Here is a 15,574-nt window from a genome sequence, read left to right as displayed (position 1 = left end):
GAACGCTAGCTCATGGGGTCAAGCGGGGGAAGATCTCCGTTACCGCCAACCGACGTCGATGCGGTCGCCGCGCTCGTCGAAGAAGTGCAGGGCATCCATCCGTACGGCTACGGCGAGCGGATGTCCGGGCGAGACGGCCGGGTACGGCGCCAGGCGCACCGCGAGCTCGGCCGGCCGGCGGTGGTGCCGGCCCGGGTCGAGCACGCTGTCGCGCTCGGGCCGGGGCTGGACGACCGTGGCCGTGGCGGCGCGCCCGGTGAGCTTCTGCAGCGCGCCGCCGAAGCGCTTGAGCGGGTTGCCGGGCTCGGGGTCGGGCTTGCCGGTGCCCATCTCGTCGACCACGATCGCGGTCGCCCCGATGTCGAGGTAGGCCAGCGACTCGTGCCCGTGGTGCTCGAGGTAGCGGATGCGGCCCCGCAGGATGTCGCCCGGCACGTCCGGCGCGACCGGCGTGAGCGCCTCGGCCCGCATGCCGACCACGATGCGCTCGCCGTGGTAGTGGGCCACCGCCCGGGCCCGGATGTCGTTCCACGGCAGGTACAGCGCCTGCTCGCCGAAGTTCAGGGCGATGTACTGATCGAGGTGCACGTAGACGGATGCCTCGAGCAGGTTCATCCGGGGTGAGCCGAGGAAGGCGGCGACATAGAGGGTGGCCGGCCGGCCGTACACCTCGGTCGGGGTGCCGACGTCCTGGAGGATGCCCTTCCGCATGATCGCCACGCGGTCGGCCATGGTGAGCGCCTCGGCCTGGTCGTGCGTCACGTACATGGTGGTGACGCCGAGCTCGCGGGTGAGGCCGGTGATCTCCGCGCGCAGCTCGGCGCGCAGGCCGCTGTCCAGGTTGGACAGCGGCTCGTCCATCAGGAAGAGGCCGGGGCGGCGCACGATCGCGCGGCCCATCGCGACGCGCTGGCGCTGGCCGCCGGAGAGCTGGCTCGGCTTGCGGCCGAGCACATCGCCGATGCCGAGAGCGCTGGCGACGTCACCGACGCGATCCAGCCGGTTGGTCTGTTCCATTCCGGACAGACGGAGGGGAAAGCCGATGTTGTCGCTAACCGTCATGTGCGGATAAAGGGCGAAATCCTGGAAGACCATGGCAATACTGCGGTCGCGTGGCGCCAATTCCAGGACCGGGTCACCGTTGAGAAGAATGTCCCCTTCGGAGGGATCCTCCAGGCCCGCAATCATGCGTAAAATGGTGGATTTGCCGCAGCCGGACGGGCCCAGGAGCACGAGAAACTCACCGTCCTTCACGTCCAGGCTGACGTGATTGACGGCAACCGTGCCATCGGGCCAAATCTTGGTGACGTCCTTGAGCAAGACGGTGGACACCGTCTCTACCTCCTGCCGCAAATGTACGCAATGACCCCGATCCCACGACGGTCGGCGATCTAGCTCACTTTGACGAGGAGTATCTATATGCCGCCATCGGGTGAACGTGCCATTTGCGCACAGTAGCGGACCGATTACGGCAGATTACCGCTGTTCCGGAACACCCGGCGAACCACGCGCTCCGACGCCCCGCCGTCGTCGAGGTAGCAGAACCGAGCCCGGAACGCCGCGCGGGCGGCGTCGCCCCGCTCCCCCGCCTCCAGGATCCGGACGAGCTCGCCGAACTCCGTCGCCACCGGGCCCGGCGGCTCGGCCAGCAGGTCGAAGTACGCCCCGCGCAGGTCGCGGTAGGCCGCCCAGTCCGGCGCGTAGACGACCACCGGCCGGTCCAGCACCGCGAAGTCGAACATCGCCGACGAGTAGTCGGTGATCAGCACGTCGGCGGCCAGATAGAGGTCCTCGACCGAGCGGTGGCCGGAGACGTCGACGAGCCGGCCCGGGCCGCCCGTCGTCCGGTCGGCTGCGCCGGCGCCGGCACCGGTGTCGAAGTAGTGCGCCCGGACCAGCAGGACGGTGCCGGGGCCGAGCGCGTCGGCGAGCCGCTCGACGTCCAGCACGAAGGTGTCGGCCGGCAGCCATTCGCGGTGGGTGGGCGCGTAGAGCACGACCCGGCGGCCGGGCTCGATGCCGAGCCGCTCCCGGGCCGCGGCGGCCTCCCCGGGCGTGGCGGTGGCCAGGCGGTCGTTGCGGGGATAGCCGACCTCGAGCGTCTCGTACGCGCACGGGTAGGCCCGGTCCCAGGCGATCGTGCTGTGCGCGTTGGCCGAGACGCTGAAGTCCCACTTGTCGGCCCGGCGCATCTGGCCCGGCAGGTCGGCGTCGCGGGCCGCGGCCGGATGGTCGAGCTGGTCCATCCCCATCATCTTCAGCGGGGTGCCGTGGTGGGTCATCACGTGCGTGGCGCCACGGCGCTTGACCGTCCAGTCCGGCCAGTTGACGTTGTTGATCAAGTAGCCGGCGCGGGCCAGCGCCCGGTAGTACGGAAGCGTGCCCTCCACCACGTACGGCGTGCCCGGCGGCACCGAGCCTGCCCGGTCCGGGCCGACCACCCAGAGCTGCCGCACGCCGGGCACGAGCTCGGCCTGCTTCGCGGCGATCGCGGCCGGGTTGCAGGCGACTCCGCGGAACCAGTAGGCGGCGTAGAGCGCCAGCGACCGGTCGACCGGCAGCAGCAGGTTGAGCCGGTAGTAAAGGTGGCCCAGGCCCTGGCGGAAGCGGCGGGCCAGGCGGTGGCGCGGCCCGCTCAGCGTCCGCTGGGCCGACCGGATCGCCTGCATCGCCGTCTCGGCGACGGTGAAGAGCGTGTACGAGCCACGGGCCAGGAAGCGGTAGCGCAGGCCCTCGCCCCCGCCCGGCGACGGGAAGCCCGCCGGCGGCCGGTGCTTCTGATACATCTCGGTCATCCGGGCGAAGAAGCGGCGGCGCGACCGGCCCGGCACCCGGGCGTCGTGGCGCAGCACCCGCATGAAGTGCCAGAGCATCCGCCGGAACAGCAGGCCGCGCACCCGGTCGCCGGGCTGGGCGTACTTGGCGCACAGCGCGAGCGCGTGCTCCCAGTGGTCGAAGACCTCGAAATGCCGGTCGCCGACGGTGTTGGTGATCGCGCCGGTCCGCCGCTGGCGGTAGTGGACGCAGGTGCGGGGCAGCGCGCTGATCCGGTTGGTGGCCAGCAGCAGCGGGAACGTGAACGACACGTCCTCGTACCAGCCGGTCTCGAAGCCGAGCCCGAGCCGCTCCAGCAGCTCGCGGCGGATCACCTTGTTCCACGCCACGTGCAGGACGTCGATCACCTGGGGCCAGTCCTCGACCGAGAAGACCGGGGGCGCGTCGCCGAGCAGCGTGCGGGCCGACCCCGGCTGCACCGGGCCGTCCCAGTGCACCCGGTCCCAGCCCACCACCAGCACGTCGGCGTCGGTCTCCCGCAGCCGGGCGGCGACCGCCGCCAGCGCGCCGGTGGCCAGCCAGTCGTCGCTGTCGACGAACCAGACGAACTCGCCGGTGGCGTGCTGGAGGCCGAGGTTGCGGGCCCGGCCGAGGCCGACGTTCTCGGGCGAGGTCACCACCCGGACGCGGGGGTCGCGGGCCGCGTACTCGGCCAGGATCGCGCCGCTGTAGTCGGGCGAGCAGTCGTCCACGGCCACGATCTCGAAGTCGCCGAAGGACTGGCTCAGCAGCGAGTCGAGGCACTGGCGCAGATAGGCCTGCACCCGGTAGACCGGCAGAACGATGGTCAGCAGGGTCACGTCGTCCGGCCGCCCGCCCGCCAGTCGGCGATCGCGTTGTACAGGAAAGATCCGCCGGTCACGACGGCCAGGAACGCCTCGCCGGCGGTCGCCGCCCCGGCCAGGGCGAACGCGGTGAGCAGCACGACCCGGCCGTCCCAGCCGATCGGGGCGCCCACCGCCCGCCCGGCCGGCGCGCCCTTCTCCATCCGGGCGGTCAGGTCGTAGTGGCGCAGGGCCAGCGTGAACAGCAGCAGGTAGACCACCGGCGGCGGCACCGAGCCGCTCAGCCCGGCCGCGACGACCAGCAGGTATTCGCCGGCCCGCAGCGCGGCCGGCACCAGCCAGTCGAGCGGGCCGTCGTGCCGGGCGCGGGCCGGCAGCCCGGCCGCGAGCACGAGCAGCGCGGCGATCGCGAGCGCGGGCTTGGCCGGCGCGTCCAGCCACCCGGTCAGCAGGGACACGACCAGGGCCAGCGCGGCGGCGGCGCCGAGCACGGCGAAGGCCAGCGGCGCGGGCAGCCCGGCCCGGCCGAGCAGGTACCGCACCAGCGGACCGTCGTCGCGGTGCCGGGCGGTGTCGACCGTGTTCAGCACGCCGACCCGCATCGAGAGCGAGCGCAGGGAGCGGAGGGCGCCGGTGTACGCGAAGGCCAGCAGCCCCCAGGCGACGACCGCCGCCAGCGCCACCCGGCCGTTGAAGATCATGGCGAGCACCGCGATCAGGGCCCAGCGCTCGCCGATCGGGAAGACCACGATCCGTTTCAGCCAGTACGCGGCCGAGCCGGTCTCGCCCTGCACCCGGTTCGAGGCGGCGCTGAGCCGGGCGCCGACCCCGCCCGCCGCCTGCGGCCGGGGCCGGGCGGCGGCCTCGTCGTGCAGCGCGCCGTACCAGGTATCGGTCATGTGCCGGACGGTCTGGAGCAGGATCGCGGTCACGGCGAGCGGCCACGCGTACGGCAGCCCGACGCGCTCGGCGCCGGCCGCTAGACCGGCGTAGACCGCGTACTCCTTGGCCCGGTCGGCCATCGTGTCGAGCCAGCCGCCGAACGCGCCGAAGGTGCGGGTGTAGCGGGCGAGCTGGCCGTCCACGCAGTCGAGCACGAAGCCGAGGTAGAGCAGGATGCCACCGGCGATCATCGCGGGCCGTGACGCCTGCCAGAAGGCGAGCGCGGACACCACGGCGAGCAACACCGAGAGCCAGGTCACCGCGCTGGGCGACAGGCCGAGCCGGGCCGCGGCGCGGGTGACGATCGGCGACCACGAGCTGACCGCGTACGTGGTGAAGAAGTCGTCCTTCTCCTTGACCGCCAGCCGCAGCAGCGCCCGGTCCTCGTCGACGGCGGCCAGCTCGGCGCGGGCCCGGGTCAGCTCGGCCGTCGTCCGCACCCGCTCGGCCTTGAGCAGCCGCACCGGCGTCGCCACCGGCACCAGGCCGGCCTCGAGCAGCGCGGCGAACAGGTCGGGCCGGTCCGCGACCTTGTCGAGCGTGGGCAGGTCGGCCGGGGCCAGGCAGACCGCGCCGAGGTAACGGACGGTGCCGGCGCCGGGCGCGGCCGGGAGCAGCTTGCCACGGTCGTCGCGCAGGTCGCCGGCCGGATCGGCGACGACCAGCGCGGTGCTGCGGCCGCCGGGCTCGGTGGCCAGGATGCGCAGCAGCCCGGCGTGGGCGACCAGGTCGCCGGCACAGATCAGCAGGCGCTCGCCCGCGTCGTGGGCACGACGGGAGAGCTCGCGCAGCCGGCCGGGATCGTCGCCGAGACGTTCCACGTCGGCCGCGCCGGCCGCGTGCAAGGCGGTGACCAGTTCGTCCTCGAGACGGTTCGCATCGGTCGGATCGAGGGCATTGGCGCTGCCGGAGAGGACGGCCAGCGTCACGGAACTATCACCGCCTTGACAGGGGGCCCGGAGTCGGCGTCCAGGTTAACAGTGAGTGTCCTTCGGGTACGGGTGACCCTTACGGGAACCGGACCGCCCATCTCCCCCTCGGGACCGAGGGAAGCCGGTCGCCGCGCCCCTACCGTCGAACTTGGTCGCGGGAACTGCCCGTGACCAACCGATAAGGAGACGATGACCGTGTCCAGCCGCCTCTCCCGCCCTCGCAACGACCGTTGGATCGCCGGCGTCTGCTCCGGCCTCGGACGCCGGTTCGGGCTCTCGTCCGGCACCGTTCGCCTGATCTTCGTGGTCTCCTGCCTGCTGCCCGGACCGCAGTTTCTCATCTACCTGATTCTGTGGGCCCTCATGCCCAACGAGTGAGACCCCGGCTCAGGGACTGGTGAAGATGACCGTCACCGACGTGTAGCCGAGCCGGGTGAACAGGCTCTCCAGCATGTGTTGCGTGTTCTCCCGGGCGCGCCGGTCGAGCCCGCTGGCCGTGGCCGCCTCGGTGATCCGCTGCTGGGCCGACTGGTAGACCCGCTGCTGCTTGTCGGTGTCGGTCTTGAACGCGTCGCCGATGCTGGTCAGCAGCCCGCGGTCCTCGTCGGCTACGTAGCTGCGCTGCAGGTCGAGCGCGACCTGCCCCTGCTGCGGCGGCGGCAGCGTGATCTTGATGGTCTTCTTCTCGTTGTCGACCTCGAGCGCCTTGTCGGACAGGGTGCCGAAGTCGACGTACTCCTCGACCGTGCCGGAGCCCACGAACAGCACGCGCCGGTTGATCAGCCAGTCCGGGATGTACTTCCGGTCCTCCTGCATGTCGACGATCACCTGGAAGGTGCCGTCGGCCGCGACGTACCGGCTCAGGTCGCGCATGGACTGGAGGAGCACCGGCTGGCTGCGGTCGGTCTGCTGCTTGTCGAACGGGTTGTCGAAGCTGGGCAGCACGTTGAGCGAGCGGAGCCCGAAGCAGGCCGCGACGATCACGGCGAAGACGACGCCGAAGAAGATCAGAACGCGGGCGACGATGCTCCGGCGCTCGGGCTGGGGATCCGACGGGGAATCGGTGACAGGCTCATCGGGAACCGACGGGTACTCCTTGGTCGGTTCGTCGACATCCGGTGACTGGGCCATACCCATAAGGTACGAGGGGGGTACGACACCCGCATCCGATCAGCCGGCGAACGCGTTCAAACCAGTCAATTTCTGGCCGATCACCAGCTGGTGGATCTCCGAAGTTCCCTCGTACGTGAGCACACTCTCGAGGTTCGCGGCATGCCGCATGATCGGGTACTCCCCGCTGATGCCGTTGCCGCCGAGGATCGTCCGGCACTGCCGAGCGATCTTGATCGCCTCGCGGACGTTGTTGAGCTTGCCCACGCTGACCTGCTCGGGGCGCAGCGACCCGGCCGAGTCGCGCAGCCGGCCGAGGTGCAGCGCCAGCAGGAAGCCCTTCTGCAGCTCCAGCGCCATGTCGGCGAGCTTGGCCTGGGTGAGCTGGAAGCCCGCGATCGGCCGGCCGAACTGCTCGCGGCTGCCGGCGTAGTCGATCGCGGTGGCCAGGCAGTCCCGGGCGGCGCCGAGCGCGCCCCAGATGATGCCGAAGCGAGCCTCGGTGAGGCAGGACAGCGGCGCCTTGAGCCCGGCCGCCTCGGGCAGCCGGGCCGCTTCCGGCAGGCGTACCTCATCCAAGGTGATCTCGCCGGTCGACGACGCCCGCAGCGACATCTTGTGCTTGATCTCCCGGGCCGAGAAGCCCGGCGTGTCGGTCGGCACCGCGAAGCCGAGCACGCCGTCCTCGCCGCGGGCCCAGATCACCGCGACGTCGGCGATCGGCGCGTTCGTGATCCACATCTTGCCGCCGGTGAGCACCCAGTCGTCACCGTCGCGGCGGGCCCGGGTCGCCATGGTGGCGGGATCGGAGCCGTGGTCGGGCTCGGTGAGGCCGAAGCAGCCGATCAGCTCGCCCGCGGCCATGCCCGGCAGCCAGCGGTGCTTCTGTTCCGCGGAGCCGTATCTCCAGATCGCATACATGGCCAGCGAGCCCTGCACGCTGACCAGCGAGCGGACCCCGGAGTCGGCGGCCTCCAGCTCCATGCAGGCCAGGCCGTAGGAGACGGCCGAGGCGCCGGCACAGCCGTAGCCGGTCAGGTGCATGCCGAGCAGGCCGAGCTTGCCGAATTCCAGGGCGAGGTCGCGGACCGGGGCGGCGCCGTTCTCGAACCACTCGGCGACGGACGGGCGTACGCGATCGTCGGCCACCCGCCGGCAGAGCGCGCGGATGTCGCGCTCCTCGTCGGTGAGCAGGGTGTCGAGGTCGAGAAGATCAAGCGGGGCGACGGCCATGCCCTAAAACTAACGGTGTTAGCCCTCGACCACCAGCACCCGGGCGTGGATCTGGTTGCGCTGCTGCAGTGCCGCCCGCAGCGCGCGGTGCAGCCCGTCCTCCAGGTAGAGCGCGCCCTGGTATTCCACGACGTGCGGGAAGAGATCGCCGTAGAAGGTCGAGTCCTCGGCGAGCAGCTTGTCCAGCGCGAGCTCACGCTTCGTGGTGATCAGGTCGGCCAGGCGGATGGGCCGCGGCGGGATCTCGGCCCACGCCTTGAGCGTGGTGTGATGATCGGGGTACGGGGCTCCGTCCCGGACCGCTTTGAAGATCACGTCGGGTTGCACCCCCATCCGGCCAAGAACCCAAGTCAACGCAAAGCCTAGCCGCCCAACAATCACTCGGCGCCGGGCGGCGGCTCAGTCCATCGGCCATGATGCACCACTTCGTCCACCGGGCGGTGCCCCCTCTTCAGTGACGGGGACCTCTTGTCGGCGGCACGGTAGCCGACCGACAGCGTGCCGATCGGGTGGAACTCGGCCGGCACGCCGAACGCGTCCTTGAACGCCTGCGTGGTCTGCACCGGGATGCCGAAGAAGCACGAGCCGAGGCCCTCGTCGACGGCGCTGAGGTGCATGAGCAGCGCCGCGAACCCGGTGTCGATGTCCCAGTACGGCACCGGCCAGTGGCTCTCCGACCTGTCGGTCCACCCCTTGTCCGGCTGCGCGTAGCGGTCGAGGTAGGCCGACTTGTTGGCGAGGCAGACGATCAGCACGGGCGCGTTGCGCATCCGGGTCAGCCAGTCGCCGCGCCACACCGGCTCGGCCTCGCCGCCGGTGGTGACCGCCCAGTACCGGTCGCGGTCCTGCGGCTCGGTGAGCACCAGGAAGCCCCAGCCCTGGGAGAAGCCGGCGCTCGGGGCCCGCAGGCCGTGCTTGACGATCTTGTCGACGACCTCGGGCGCCACCGGGCGGTCGGGGTCGTAGGTGCGCACCATCCGCCGCTTGCGGACGACCTCGGCGAACTCCATCAGCCGCGGATTCCCCAGCTGGTGGCCCAGCGCTCGCCGGGGGCCAGCACGGTCAGGTCGCGGCCGGTGCGGAACGAGTCCGGCGGGCAGGTCATCGGCTCGATCGCGACCGACCGGCGGAACCGCTCGCCGTGCAGCGTGTCGCCGGTGAAGATCTGCCAGTACTTGCATTTGCCGTCGGCCCAGACCACGACCTTGCGGTCCGAGCCCGGGTCGGCGATGGTCACCTCGGTGAGGCCGGACGCGTCGTGCTCGATCTCGCCGAACGAGACGTCCATGACCAGGTCGCCGATCTTGCGGGGCTGGGTGAAGTCGTACTCGGTGCCGGCCACCGGGACGTAGCCGATCGGCAGCAGCCGGTTGTCGGCCTGGATCCGGGTCTTGCCCGGCACGTGCAGCAGGATGTCGTCGACCGCCACGCCGGCGAGCTGGACGTACGGGTGGACCGAGTAGCCCCACGGCGCGTTGCCGCCGCTGTTGTTCACGACCTCCTGGTCGCACCGCAGCCCGTCGGCCGACACCGACCAGCGGGTCCGCAGCGTCAGCCACCACGGGTAGCCGATCTGGGCCGGCAGCTCGTACTCCAGGGTGACCGTGTCGGCGGCCTGCTCGACGAGCGTCCAGCGCGACCAGTTGGCCAGGCCGTGGATCGCGTTGTGCCGGGCCGGCTCGGTCAGCGGCAGCTGGTGGCTCTCGCCCTCGAACGTGTACTTGCCGTCCCGGATCCGGTTCGGCCACGGCGCCAGGATCTGCCCGGACGACGCGGGCGACAGCTCGTCGGCCTCGAAGCCGTCGAGCACCTGCGTGTCGCCGACCGAGAAGTGGCGCAGCGTGCCACCGACCTCGACCACGACGGCCCGGGCGCCGCCCGACTCGATCGACCACTGGGTTCCGGATATCGCCGGCACGACACTCGTCATGGTTTGGACCCTAGCGGTTCTGATGGGGGCTTATAACGCGCCAGGGCCGGGAAAACCAAGCCGAGCGCGAGGGCCAGCCCGGCCGCGACGAAACCGCCGCCGGCCCACGAGCCGGTCGTCCCGGTCACGTCCGCGGTCGCGCCGGCCCGCAGGTCGCCGAGCCGCGGGCCGCCGGCCACCACCACGATGAAGACGCCCTGCAGCCGGCCGCGCAACCGGTCGGGGGCGAAGGTCTGCAGTATCGACTGCCGGTAGACGGCGCTGACCAGGTCGGCGGCGCCGCCGACGGCCAGCAGCAGGACCATCAGCCACAGCGAGTGGGCGAAGCCGGAGAAGCCGATCGCGATGCCCCAGGCCATCACCGCCGCGATCAGCGCCACGCCCTGCCGCTTGACCCGGCCGATCCAGCCCGAGGTCAGGCCGGCCACCACCGAGCCGATCGCGATCGCCGCGTACAGCCAGCCGACGGCCGAGCCGCCGCCGAACCGGTCGGCGGCGACCTCCGGGAACAGCGCCCGCGGCATGGCGAAGACCATCGCGATGATGTCCACCGCGAAGGACAGCAGCAGCACCGGCTGGGTGGCCAGGAACCGCAGGCCGTCGACGATGCCGCGAAGACCGGCCGAGGGCTTCTCCTCGTCCTCGGCGTGCACGATCGGCGGGATCGGCGGCAGCTTCCAGGTTGCCCAGAACGAGATCGTGAAAAGCACGGCGTCGACCAGGTAGGCCACCGTCACCCCGGTGCTGGTGGTGGCGACGCCGAAGATCAGGCCGGCGGCCAGCGGGCCGAGCACGCCGCCCGCGGTCGTGGTCGTGTAGCTCAGCGTGTTCGCGGCCGGCACCAGGCCGGTCGGCACGATCCGCGGGATGATCGCCTGCCGGGTCGGCGAGCTCACCGCGAAGCCGGCCGACTGCAGGGCGGTCAGCGCCAGCAACAGCCAGCCGCTGCGCACCCCGGCCAGCGCCTGGAGCAGCAGCCCCACGGTCGAGAGCCAGGCCAGGGTCGAGCTGATCAGCAGCAGCTTGCGCCGGTCGATCACGTCGGCCGCGGCGCCACCCCAGAGCCCGAAGATCAGCAGGGGGACCAGGCCGGCGATGCCGAGCAGGCCGACCCAGGCCGAGGAGTGCGTGATCGCGTACATCTCGACCGGCACCGCGACCGAGGTGAACTGGAAACCGAAGAAGGAGACCCCGTTGCCGATCCACATCCGCCGATAGGCGGTGACCTTCAACGGGCGGGTGTCGATCACCCAGGACTTGCGCTCGCGCTCCTCGACGATCTCCTCGGTCGCCTCGACGGCGTCCTGGCTCACGGCGCGAGCCTCTCGACGATCCAAGAGCCTTCGTCCGTACGCCGGAAGCGCAGCCGATCATGCAGGCGGTTCGATCGGCCCTGCCAGAACTCCACCGTCTCGGGCAGCACGCGCAGGCCGCCCCAGTGCGGCGGAGGCGGCACCGGACCGTCGCCGAAGCGCTCCTCGGCGGCGGCCAGGCCGGCCTCGACCGCGGCCCGGTCGGGCAGCACCCGCGACTGCGGGCTGGCCCAGGCGCCCAGCTGCGAGCCGCGCGGCCGGGTGGCGAAGTACTGCTTGGTCTCGGCCCGGGAGACCCGCTCGACGGCGCCGGCGACGATCACCTGGCGCTGCATCGCGAACCACGGGAAGACCAGGCTCGCGTACGGGTTGGCGGCCAGCTCCGAGCCCTTGCGCGACTCGTAGTTGGTGAAGAACGTGAAGCCGCGCTCGTCGTAGTCCTTGAGCAGCACCGTGCGGGCCGAGGGCCGGCCCGCCGGGGTCGCGGTCGACACCACCATCGCGTTCGGCTCGGGCAGCCCGAACGACACCGCATCCGCGAACCAGACGGCGAACTGGCTGGTCCAGACGGGCTCGAGGCTGGTCTCGAGGAGCGGGCCGCGCTCGGTGTAGTCGCGCCGCATCCCCGCGGGCGAGGGTGGTTCCACTGTCACGAGCGCTCCCTGGATGCTTTCGGCCACAACGACCGTAAGTCGCCGCGGGCCTTACGTCAGCTCGGCGAGGATGGGTGTCACACAGAGCACATCGCGCCCGCCCTGGCAAACGGGCAATATGAAAGACTCAAAGCATTTCTTCGCAGATATTCTCTTCGCAGTTTTCCGCAGGGAGCCTGTCTTAATTGTCCGATTTCAAGCCGGGCCTCGAAGGCGTCATCGCGTTCGAGACCGAGATCGCCGAGCCCGACAAGGCGGGGGGCTCGCTGCGCTATCGCGGCGTCGACATCGAGGACCTGATCGGCACGGTCTCCTTCGGCGACGTGTGGGGGCTGCTGGTCGACGGCAAGTTCGGGCCCGGGCTGCCGCCGGCCGAGCCGTTCCCGGTCCCGGTGCACTCCGGCGACATCCGCGTCGACGTGCAGTCCGCGGTGGCCATGCTCGCGCCGTACTGGGGGCTCTCCCAGCTGCTCGACATCGACGACGAGCAGGTCCGCCGCGACCTCGCCCGGGTCTCGGTCACCGCGCTCTCGTTCGTGGCCCAGGCCGCGCGCGGGCTCGGCCTGCCGGCCGTGCCGCAGAAGGACATCGACAAGGCCGGGACGATCGTCGAGCGGTTCATGCGACGGTGGCGGGGCGAGCCCGACCCGCGGCACGTCCAGGCCGTCGACGCGTATTTCATCTCGGCCGCCGAGCACGGGCTGAACGCGTCGACCTTCACCACCCGCATCGCCGCCTCGGTCGGCGCCGACGCGGCCGCCTGCATCTCCTCCGGCATCGGCGCGCTCTCCGGCCCGCTGCACGGCGGCGCGCCCTCCCGGGTGCTGCACATGATCGAGGCGGTGGAGCGCAGCGGCGACGCCGAGGGGCACGTCAAGGGCGTCCTCGACCGCGGCGAGCGGCTGATGGGCTTCGGCCACCGCGTCTACCGGGCCGAGGACCCGCGGGCCCGGGTGCTGCGCCAGATCGCCCACGACCTGGGCGCGCCTCGCTTCGAGGTGGCCGAGGCGCTCGAGCGGGCGGCGCTGGCCGAGCTGCGCGAGCGCAAGCCCGACCGGGTGCTGGCCACCAACGTCGAGTTCTGGTCGGCCGTGGTGCTCGACTTCGCCGAGGTGCCGGCGCACATGTTCACGTCGATGTTCACCTGCGCCCGGGTGGCCGGCTGGAGCGCGCACATCCTCGAGCAGAAACGGCTCGGCCGCATCTTCCGGCCCAGCGCCCGCTATGTGGGACCGGCGGCCCGCAAGCCGCAGCAGGTCGAGGGCTGGGATCGACTCGCGCATAATGTGTGACCGTGAATGACATCCGGATCCCCGACACCATCAAGCCCGTAGACGGACGCTTCGGCTCGGGCCCGAGCAAGGTTCGTCCCGAGGGTGTCGAGGCGCTGTCCGCGGTGTCCCGCACGTACATGGGCACCTCGCACCGGCAGAAGACGGTGAAGAACCAGGTCGCCCGCCTGCGCCGGGGTCTGGCCGAGTTCTTCTCGCTGCCCGACGGCTACGAGGTGATCCTCTCCAACGGCGGCACCAGCGCGTTCTGGGAGACCGCCGCCTTCGGCCTGATCCGCGACAAGGCGCAATTCGCCGAGTTCGGCGAGTTCGGCGCCAAGTTCGCCAAGGCCGTCGCCGACGCGCCGTTCCTCGCCGATCCGACCGTGCACAAGGCGCCCGGCGGCCAGGCGGCGTTCCTCACCGCCGAGGCCGGCGTCGACGTGTACGCGTCGGTCCACAACGAGACGTCCACCGGCGTGGCCGTGCCGGTGCGCCGGGTCGCCGGGGCCGACGAGGGCGCGCTGCTGCTCACGGACGCGACCTCGGGCGGCGGCAGCCTCGACGTCGACCTGACCGAGACCGACGTCTACTACCTCGCCCCGCAGAAGGCGCTCGGCTCCGACGGCGGCATCTGGCTGGCGCTGATGTCGCCGGCCGCCCTCGCCCGCGCGTTCGAGATCAAGTCGTCGGGGCGGTACATCCCGCAGTTCCTCGATCTGGTCACCGCGATCGAGCAGTCCCGCCTCGAGCAGACGTACAACACGCCGGCGCTGGCCACCGTGTTCCTGGCGGCCGAGCAGCTGGACTGGATGAACTCGCTGGGCGGGCTGCCCTGGGCGGTCAAGCGGAGCGCCGAGAGCGCGGCCGCCATCTACGGCTGGGCCGACAAGTCGTCGTACGCGACACCGTTCGTCACCGACCCGGCTTTGCGCTCGGCGGCGGTCGCCACCATCGACTTCGACGAGAGCGTGGACGCGGCGGCGATCGCCAAGGTGCTGCGGGCCAACGATGTGGTCGACACCGAGCCGTACCGCAAGCTCGGCCGCAATCAGCTGCGGATCGCCCTCTACCCGACCGTGGACCCGGCCGACGTGACCGCGCTCACCGCCTGCATCGACTACGTGGTCGAGCGCCTTTAGGCGGCGCTTCCCGGCCGGGCACGTTGAAGATCATCAGCGCAGCTCAGCGATGTGATCCGATCCGACACGACCGCGTGTCTCCCCCCATTGGGTGAGTGGGACGCGTACCGTGTTCCAGAACGCGCCCGGGTAACGGACTCTCGGGAGCACAGGCCAACGCGACGGGACGGAGGCAACGCATGCGGCCGGTACGCTTCGTCGCCCTCTCCGAGGACGGTCAGGCCCTGGTGCTTGCCGATGAGGTCGGCCGGCTTCTGGCCCTGCCCATCGACGACCGCATCAGCGGTGCGGTCAGCCACGAGCCGCACGCCGCCGTGCCCGGCAACGCGGTGGCCCCGGTGGTGCCCGAGGCCATGGCGAGCCTTTCCCCGCGCGACATCCAGGCCCGGATCCGGGCCGGCGAGTCGGCCGAAGAGGTCGCCCGCGTCGCCGGCGTGCCGGTCGACCGGGTGCTGCGCTACGCGGGACCGGTACTGCAGGAGCGGGCCATGCTGGCCCAGCACGCGCGCCGCACCCGCCTCAAGACCTCCGACTCCGGCGCGCCGCTGGCCGAGGTGGTCGACAGCCGCCTGGCCCAGCACGGCATCGACACCGAGAAGATCTCGTGGGACGCGTTCCGCCGCGACGACGGCACCTGGCGCATCGTCGCCACCTGGCCGTCGGGCAAGGCCACCGCGCAGGCCATCTGGGATCTCGACAAGGGACGCCAGGTCGTCTCCCCGCACGACGACATGGCGCAGTACCTGTGCGCCGAGCGGCCCACCCAGATCCTCGGGCAGGAGCCGGTTCCGGAGCGCACGTTCCTCGAGCGCGGCGGCCACGGGCTGCCCGGCCCGGCGCGCACCGCCGAGCCCACCCGCGGCGGCCACGCCCTGCCCGCCGCCGAGGCGCCGGCCGCGCGCCCGACCCGAGACCCGATCCGTGCCGGCCGCGACGCGCTGCTGGCTTCGCTCGACCGCCCGCTGAGCGGCGGCCGCGGCCTCGAGCCGGCGGCCGACCAGCCCCGGCGCCCGGTGGCGGGTGGTGCCGCGGCCCTGCTGGGCGGCGGTTCCGGCTCGGCCTTCGACGACGACGCCGACCTGCCCAAGGAGGTCCCGGCCGTGCCGTCGCTGGCGGTGCTGCGGCCGAGGCGCACGGTGGGCCAGTCCGGTCAGCAGGGCGAGACCGACGAGACCAAGCCCCGCAAGCGCCTGCCAAGCTGGGACGACGTCCTCTTCGGCGGCGGCCCCGCAGCGCGCGAGTCGTCCTGACCCGCCTGTTCGTCGCGCTCTTCCCGCCGGAGCCGGTCGTCCGGTCGTTGCGGGCCGCCCTGCCCGCCGACGCCCGCTTGACCGCGCCCACGAAGTGGCACGTCACCCTCGTCTTCCTCGGCGAGGTAGACCCGCTTCCGCCGGCGACGCCCGGCGCATCCGCCGGCTCGCCGCCCCG

At 71.7% G+C, this 15,574-nt stretch carries 14 protein-coding genes; 4 read left to right on the top strand and 10 right to left on the bottom strand.

Annotated features, from left to right (window positions below; translation table 11 throughout):
* Positions 1-39 precede the first annotated feature (39 nt).
* From ACQP2F_RS01970 to ACQP2F_RS01960, 3 genes are all read right to left on the bottom strand, one after another.
* A complete protein-coding gene (locus ACQP2F_RS01970) occupies positions 40-1,332 on the bottom strand; it encodes an ABC transporter ATP-binding protein (RefSeq protein ID WP_433300047.1) in 1,293 nt (430 codons plus the stop codon).
* 134 nt (positions 1,333-1,466) lie between these two features.
* Positions 1,467-3,635 (bottom strand): bifunctional glycosyltransferase/CDP-glycerol:glycerophosphate glycerophosphotransferase, encoded by a 2,169-nt coding sequence (locus tag ACQP2F_RS01965; protein ID WP_433300045.1) that lies wholly within the window; start codon positions 3,633-3,635, stop codon positions 1,467-1,469.
* A complete protein-coding gene (locus ACQP2F_RS01960) occupies positions 3,632-5,491 on the bottom strand; it encodes a DUF5941 domain-containing protein (protein ID WP_433300044.1) in 1,860 nt (619 codons plus the stop codon). Before ACQP2F_RS01960 ends, ACQP2F_RS01965 begins: the two co-directional genes overlap by 4 nt.
* Positions 5,492-5,683: 192 nt before the next feature.
* Between ACQP2F_RS01960 and ACQP2F_RS01955 the strand changes: the two genes are divergently transcribed.
* Positions 5,684-5,872 carry a PspC domain-containing protein gene (locus ACQP2F_RS01955; protein ID WP_433300042.1) on the top strand — a complete coding sequence of 63 codons (189 nt, stop codon included), beginning with the start codon at positions 5,684-5,686 and terminating at the stop codon, positions 5,870-5,872.
* A 9-nt stretch (positions 5,873-5,881) separates the two neighbouring features.
* Here ACQP2F_RS01955 and ACQP2F_RS01950 read toward each other — a convergent pair whose 3' ends face one another.
* The 7 genes from ACQP2F_RS01950 to pdxH all read right to left on the bottom strand — a co-directional run bounded on the left by ACQP2F_RS01950 (position 5,882) and on the right by pdxH (position 11,703).
* Positions 5,882-6,625, bottom strand: coding sequence for a DUF4230 domain-containing protein (locus tag ACQP2F_RS01950; RefSeq protein ID WP_433300040.1), 744 nt, complete (start codon positions 6,623-6,625; stop codon positions 5,882-5,884).
* Positions 6,626-6,664: 39 nt separating this feature from the next.
* A complete protein-coding gene (locus tag ACQP2F_RS01945) occupies positions 6,665-7,837 on the bottom strand; it encodes an acyl-CoA dehydrogenase family protein (RefSeq protein ID WP_433300039.1) in 1,173 nt (390 codons plus the stop codon).
* Positions 7,838-7,855: 18 nt separating this feature from the next.
* Positions 7,856-8,152, bottom strand: a complete 297-nt coding sequence (locus ACQP2F_RS01940; protein ID WP_014687530.1) for a type II toxin-antitoxin system VapB family antitoxin — start codon at positions 8,150-8,152, stop codon at positions 7,856-7,858.
* A gap of 62 nt (positions 8,153-8,214) precedes the next feature.
* The gene (locus ACQP2F_RS01935) at positions 8,215-8,847 is read right to left on the bottom strand and encodes a nitroreductase family protein (protein ID WP_433300038.1); all 633 of its coding nucleotides are present in this window, start codon (positions 8,845-8,847) and stop codon (positions 8,215-8,217) included.
* Positions 8,847-9,767, bottom strand: coding sequence for an aldose 1-epimerase family protein (locus ACQP2F_RS01930; RefSeq protein ID WP_433300036.1), 921 nt, complete (start codon positions 9,765-9,767; stop codon positions 8,847-8,849). The genes ACQP2F_RS01935 and ACQP2F_RS01930 overlap by 1 nt, the downstream gene beginning before the upstream one ends.
* Positions 9,764-11,080 carry an MFS transporter gene (locus ACQP2F_RS01925; protein ID WP_433300034.1) on the bottom strand — a complete coding sequence of 439 codons (1,317 nt, stop codon included), beginning with the start codon at positions 11,078-11,080 and terminating at the stop codon, positions 9,764-9,766. The genes ACQP2F_RS01930 and ACQP2F_RS01925 overlap by 4 nt, the downstream gene beginning before the upstream one ends.
* Positions 11,077-11,703 carry a pyridoxamine 5'-phosphate oxidase gene (gene pdxH / locus ACQP2F_RS01920; protein ID WP_433307311.1) on the bottom strand — a complete coding sequence of 209 codons (627 nt, stop codon included), beginning with the start codon at positions 11,701-11,703 and terminating at the stop codon, positions 11,077-11,079. The genes ACQP2F_RS01925 and pdxH overlap by 4 nt, the downstream gene beginning before the upstream one ends.
* A gap of 215 nt (positions 11,704-11,918) precedes the next feature.
* Here pdxH and ACQP2F_RS01915 point away from each other — a divergent pair, with 215 nt between their 5' ends.
* The 3 genes from ACQP2F_RS01915 to sepH all read left to right on the top strand — a co-directional run bounded on the left by ACQP2F_RS01915 (position 11,919) and on the right by sepH (position 15,396).
* Positions 11,919-13,025, top strand: coding sequence for a citrate synthase 2 (locus ACQP2F_RS01915; RefSeq protein ID WP_433300032.1), 1,107 nt, complete (start codon positions 11,919-11,921; stop codon positions 13,023-13,025).
* A complete protein-coding gene (serC, locus tag ACQP2F_RS01910) occupies positions 13,022-14,146 on the top strand; it encodes a phosphoserine transaminase (RefSeq protein ID WP_433300030.1) in 1,125 nt (374 codons plus the stop codon). Before ACQP2F_RS01915 ends, serC begins: the two co-directional genes overlap by 4 nt.
* A gap of 179 nt (positions 14,147-14,325) precedes the next feature.
* Complete coding sequence (gene sepH / locus ACQP2F_RS01905; RefSeq protein ID WP_433300028.1) at positions 14,326-15,396, top strand: septation protein SepH; 1,071 nt, start codon at positions 14,326-14,328, stop codon at positions 15,394-15,396.
* The last annotated feature ends 178 nt before the right edge of the window (positions 15,397-15,574 follow it).

The organism is Actinoplanes sp. CA-030573, assembly GCF_050951115.1.
Classification (GTDB): domain Bacteria; phylum Actinomycetota; class Actinomycetes; order Mycobacteriales; family Micromonosporaceae; genus Actinoplanes.
The sequence above is the reverse complement of the archived record's forward strand: the minus strand, read 5'-3'. Positions and strand labels throughout refer to the sequence as shown.

Excerpts from the sequence above, each read along its gene's own strand:
- ACQP2F_RS01955 (WP_433300042.1), top strand. The coding sequence starts at position 5,684 with ATGACCGTGTCCAGCCGCCTCTCCCGCCCTCGCAACGACCGTTGGATC.
- ACQP2F_RS01950 (WP_433300040.1), bottom strand. The coding sequence starts at position 6,625 with ATGGCCCAGTCACCGGATGTCGACGAACCGACCAAGGAGTACCCGTCG.
- ACQP2F_RS01945 (WP_433300039.1), bottom strand. The coding sequence starts at position 7,837 with ATGGCCGTCGCCCCGCTTGATCTTCTCGACCTCGACACCCTGCTCACC.
- ACQP2F_RS01935 (WP_433300038.1), bottom strand. The coding sequence starts at position 8,847 with ATGGAGTTCGCCGAGGTCGTCCGCAAGCGGCGGATGGTGCGCACCTAC.
- ACQP2F_RS01930 (WP_433300036.1), bottom strand. The coding sequence starts at position 9,767 with ATGACGAGTGTCGTGCCGGCGATATCCGGAACCCAGTGGTCGATCGAG.
- pdxH (WP_433307311.1), bottom strand. The coding sequence starts at position 11,703 with ATGCGGCGCGACTACACCGAGCGCGGCCCGCTCCTCGAGACCAGCCTC.
- sepH (WP_433300028.1), top strand. The coding sequence starts at position 14,326 with ATGCGGCCGGTACGCTTCGTCGCCCTCTCCGAGGACGGTCAGGCCCTG.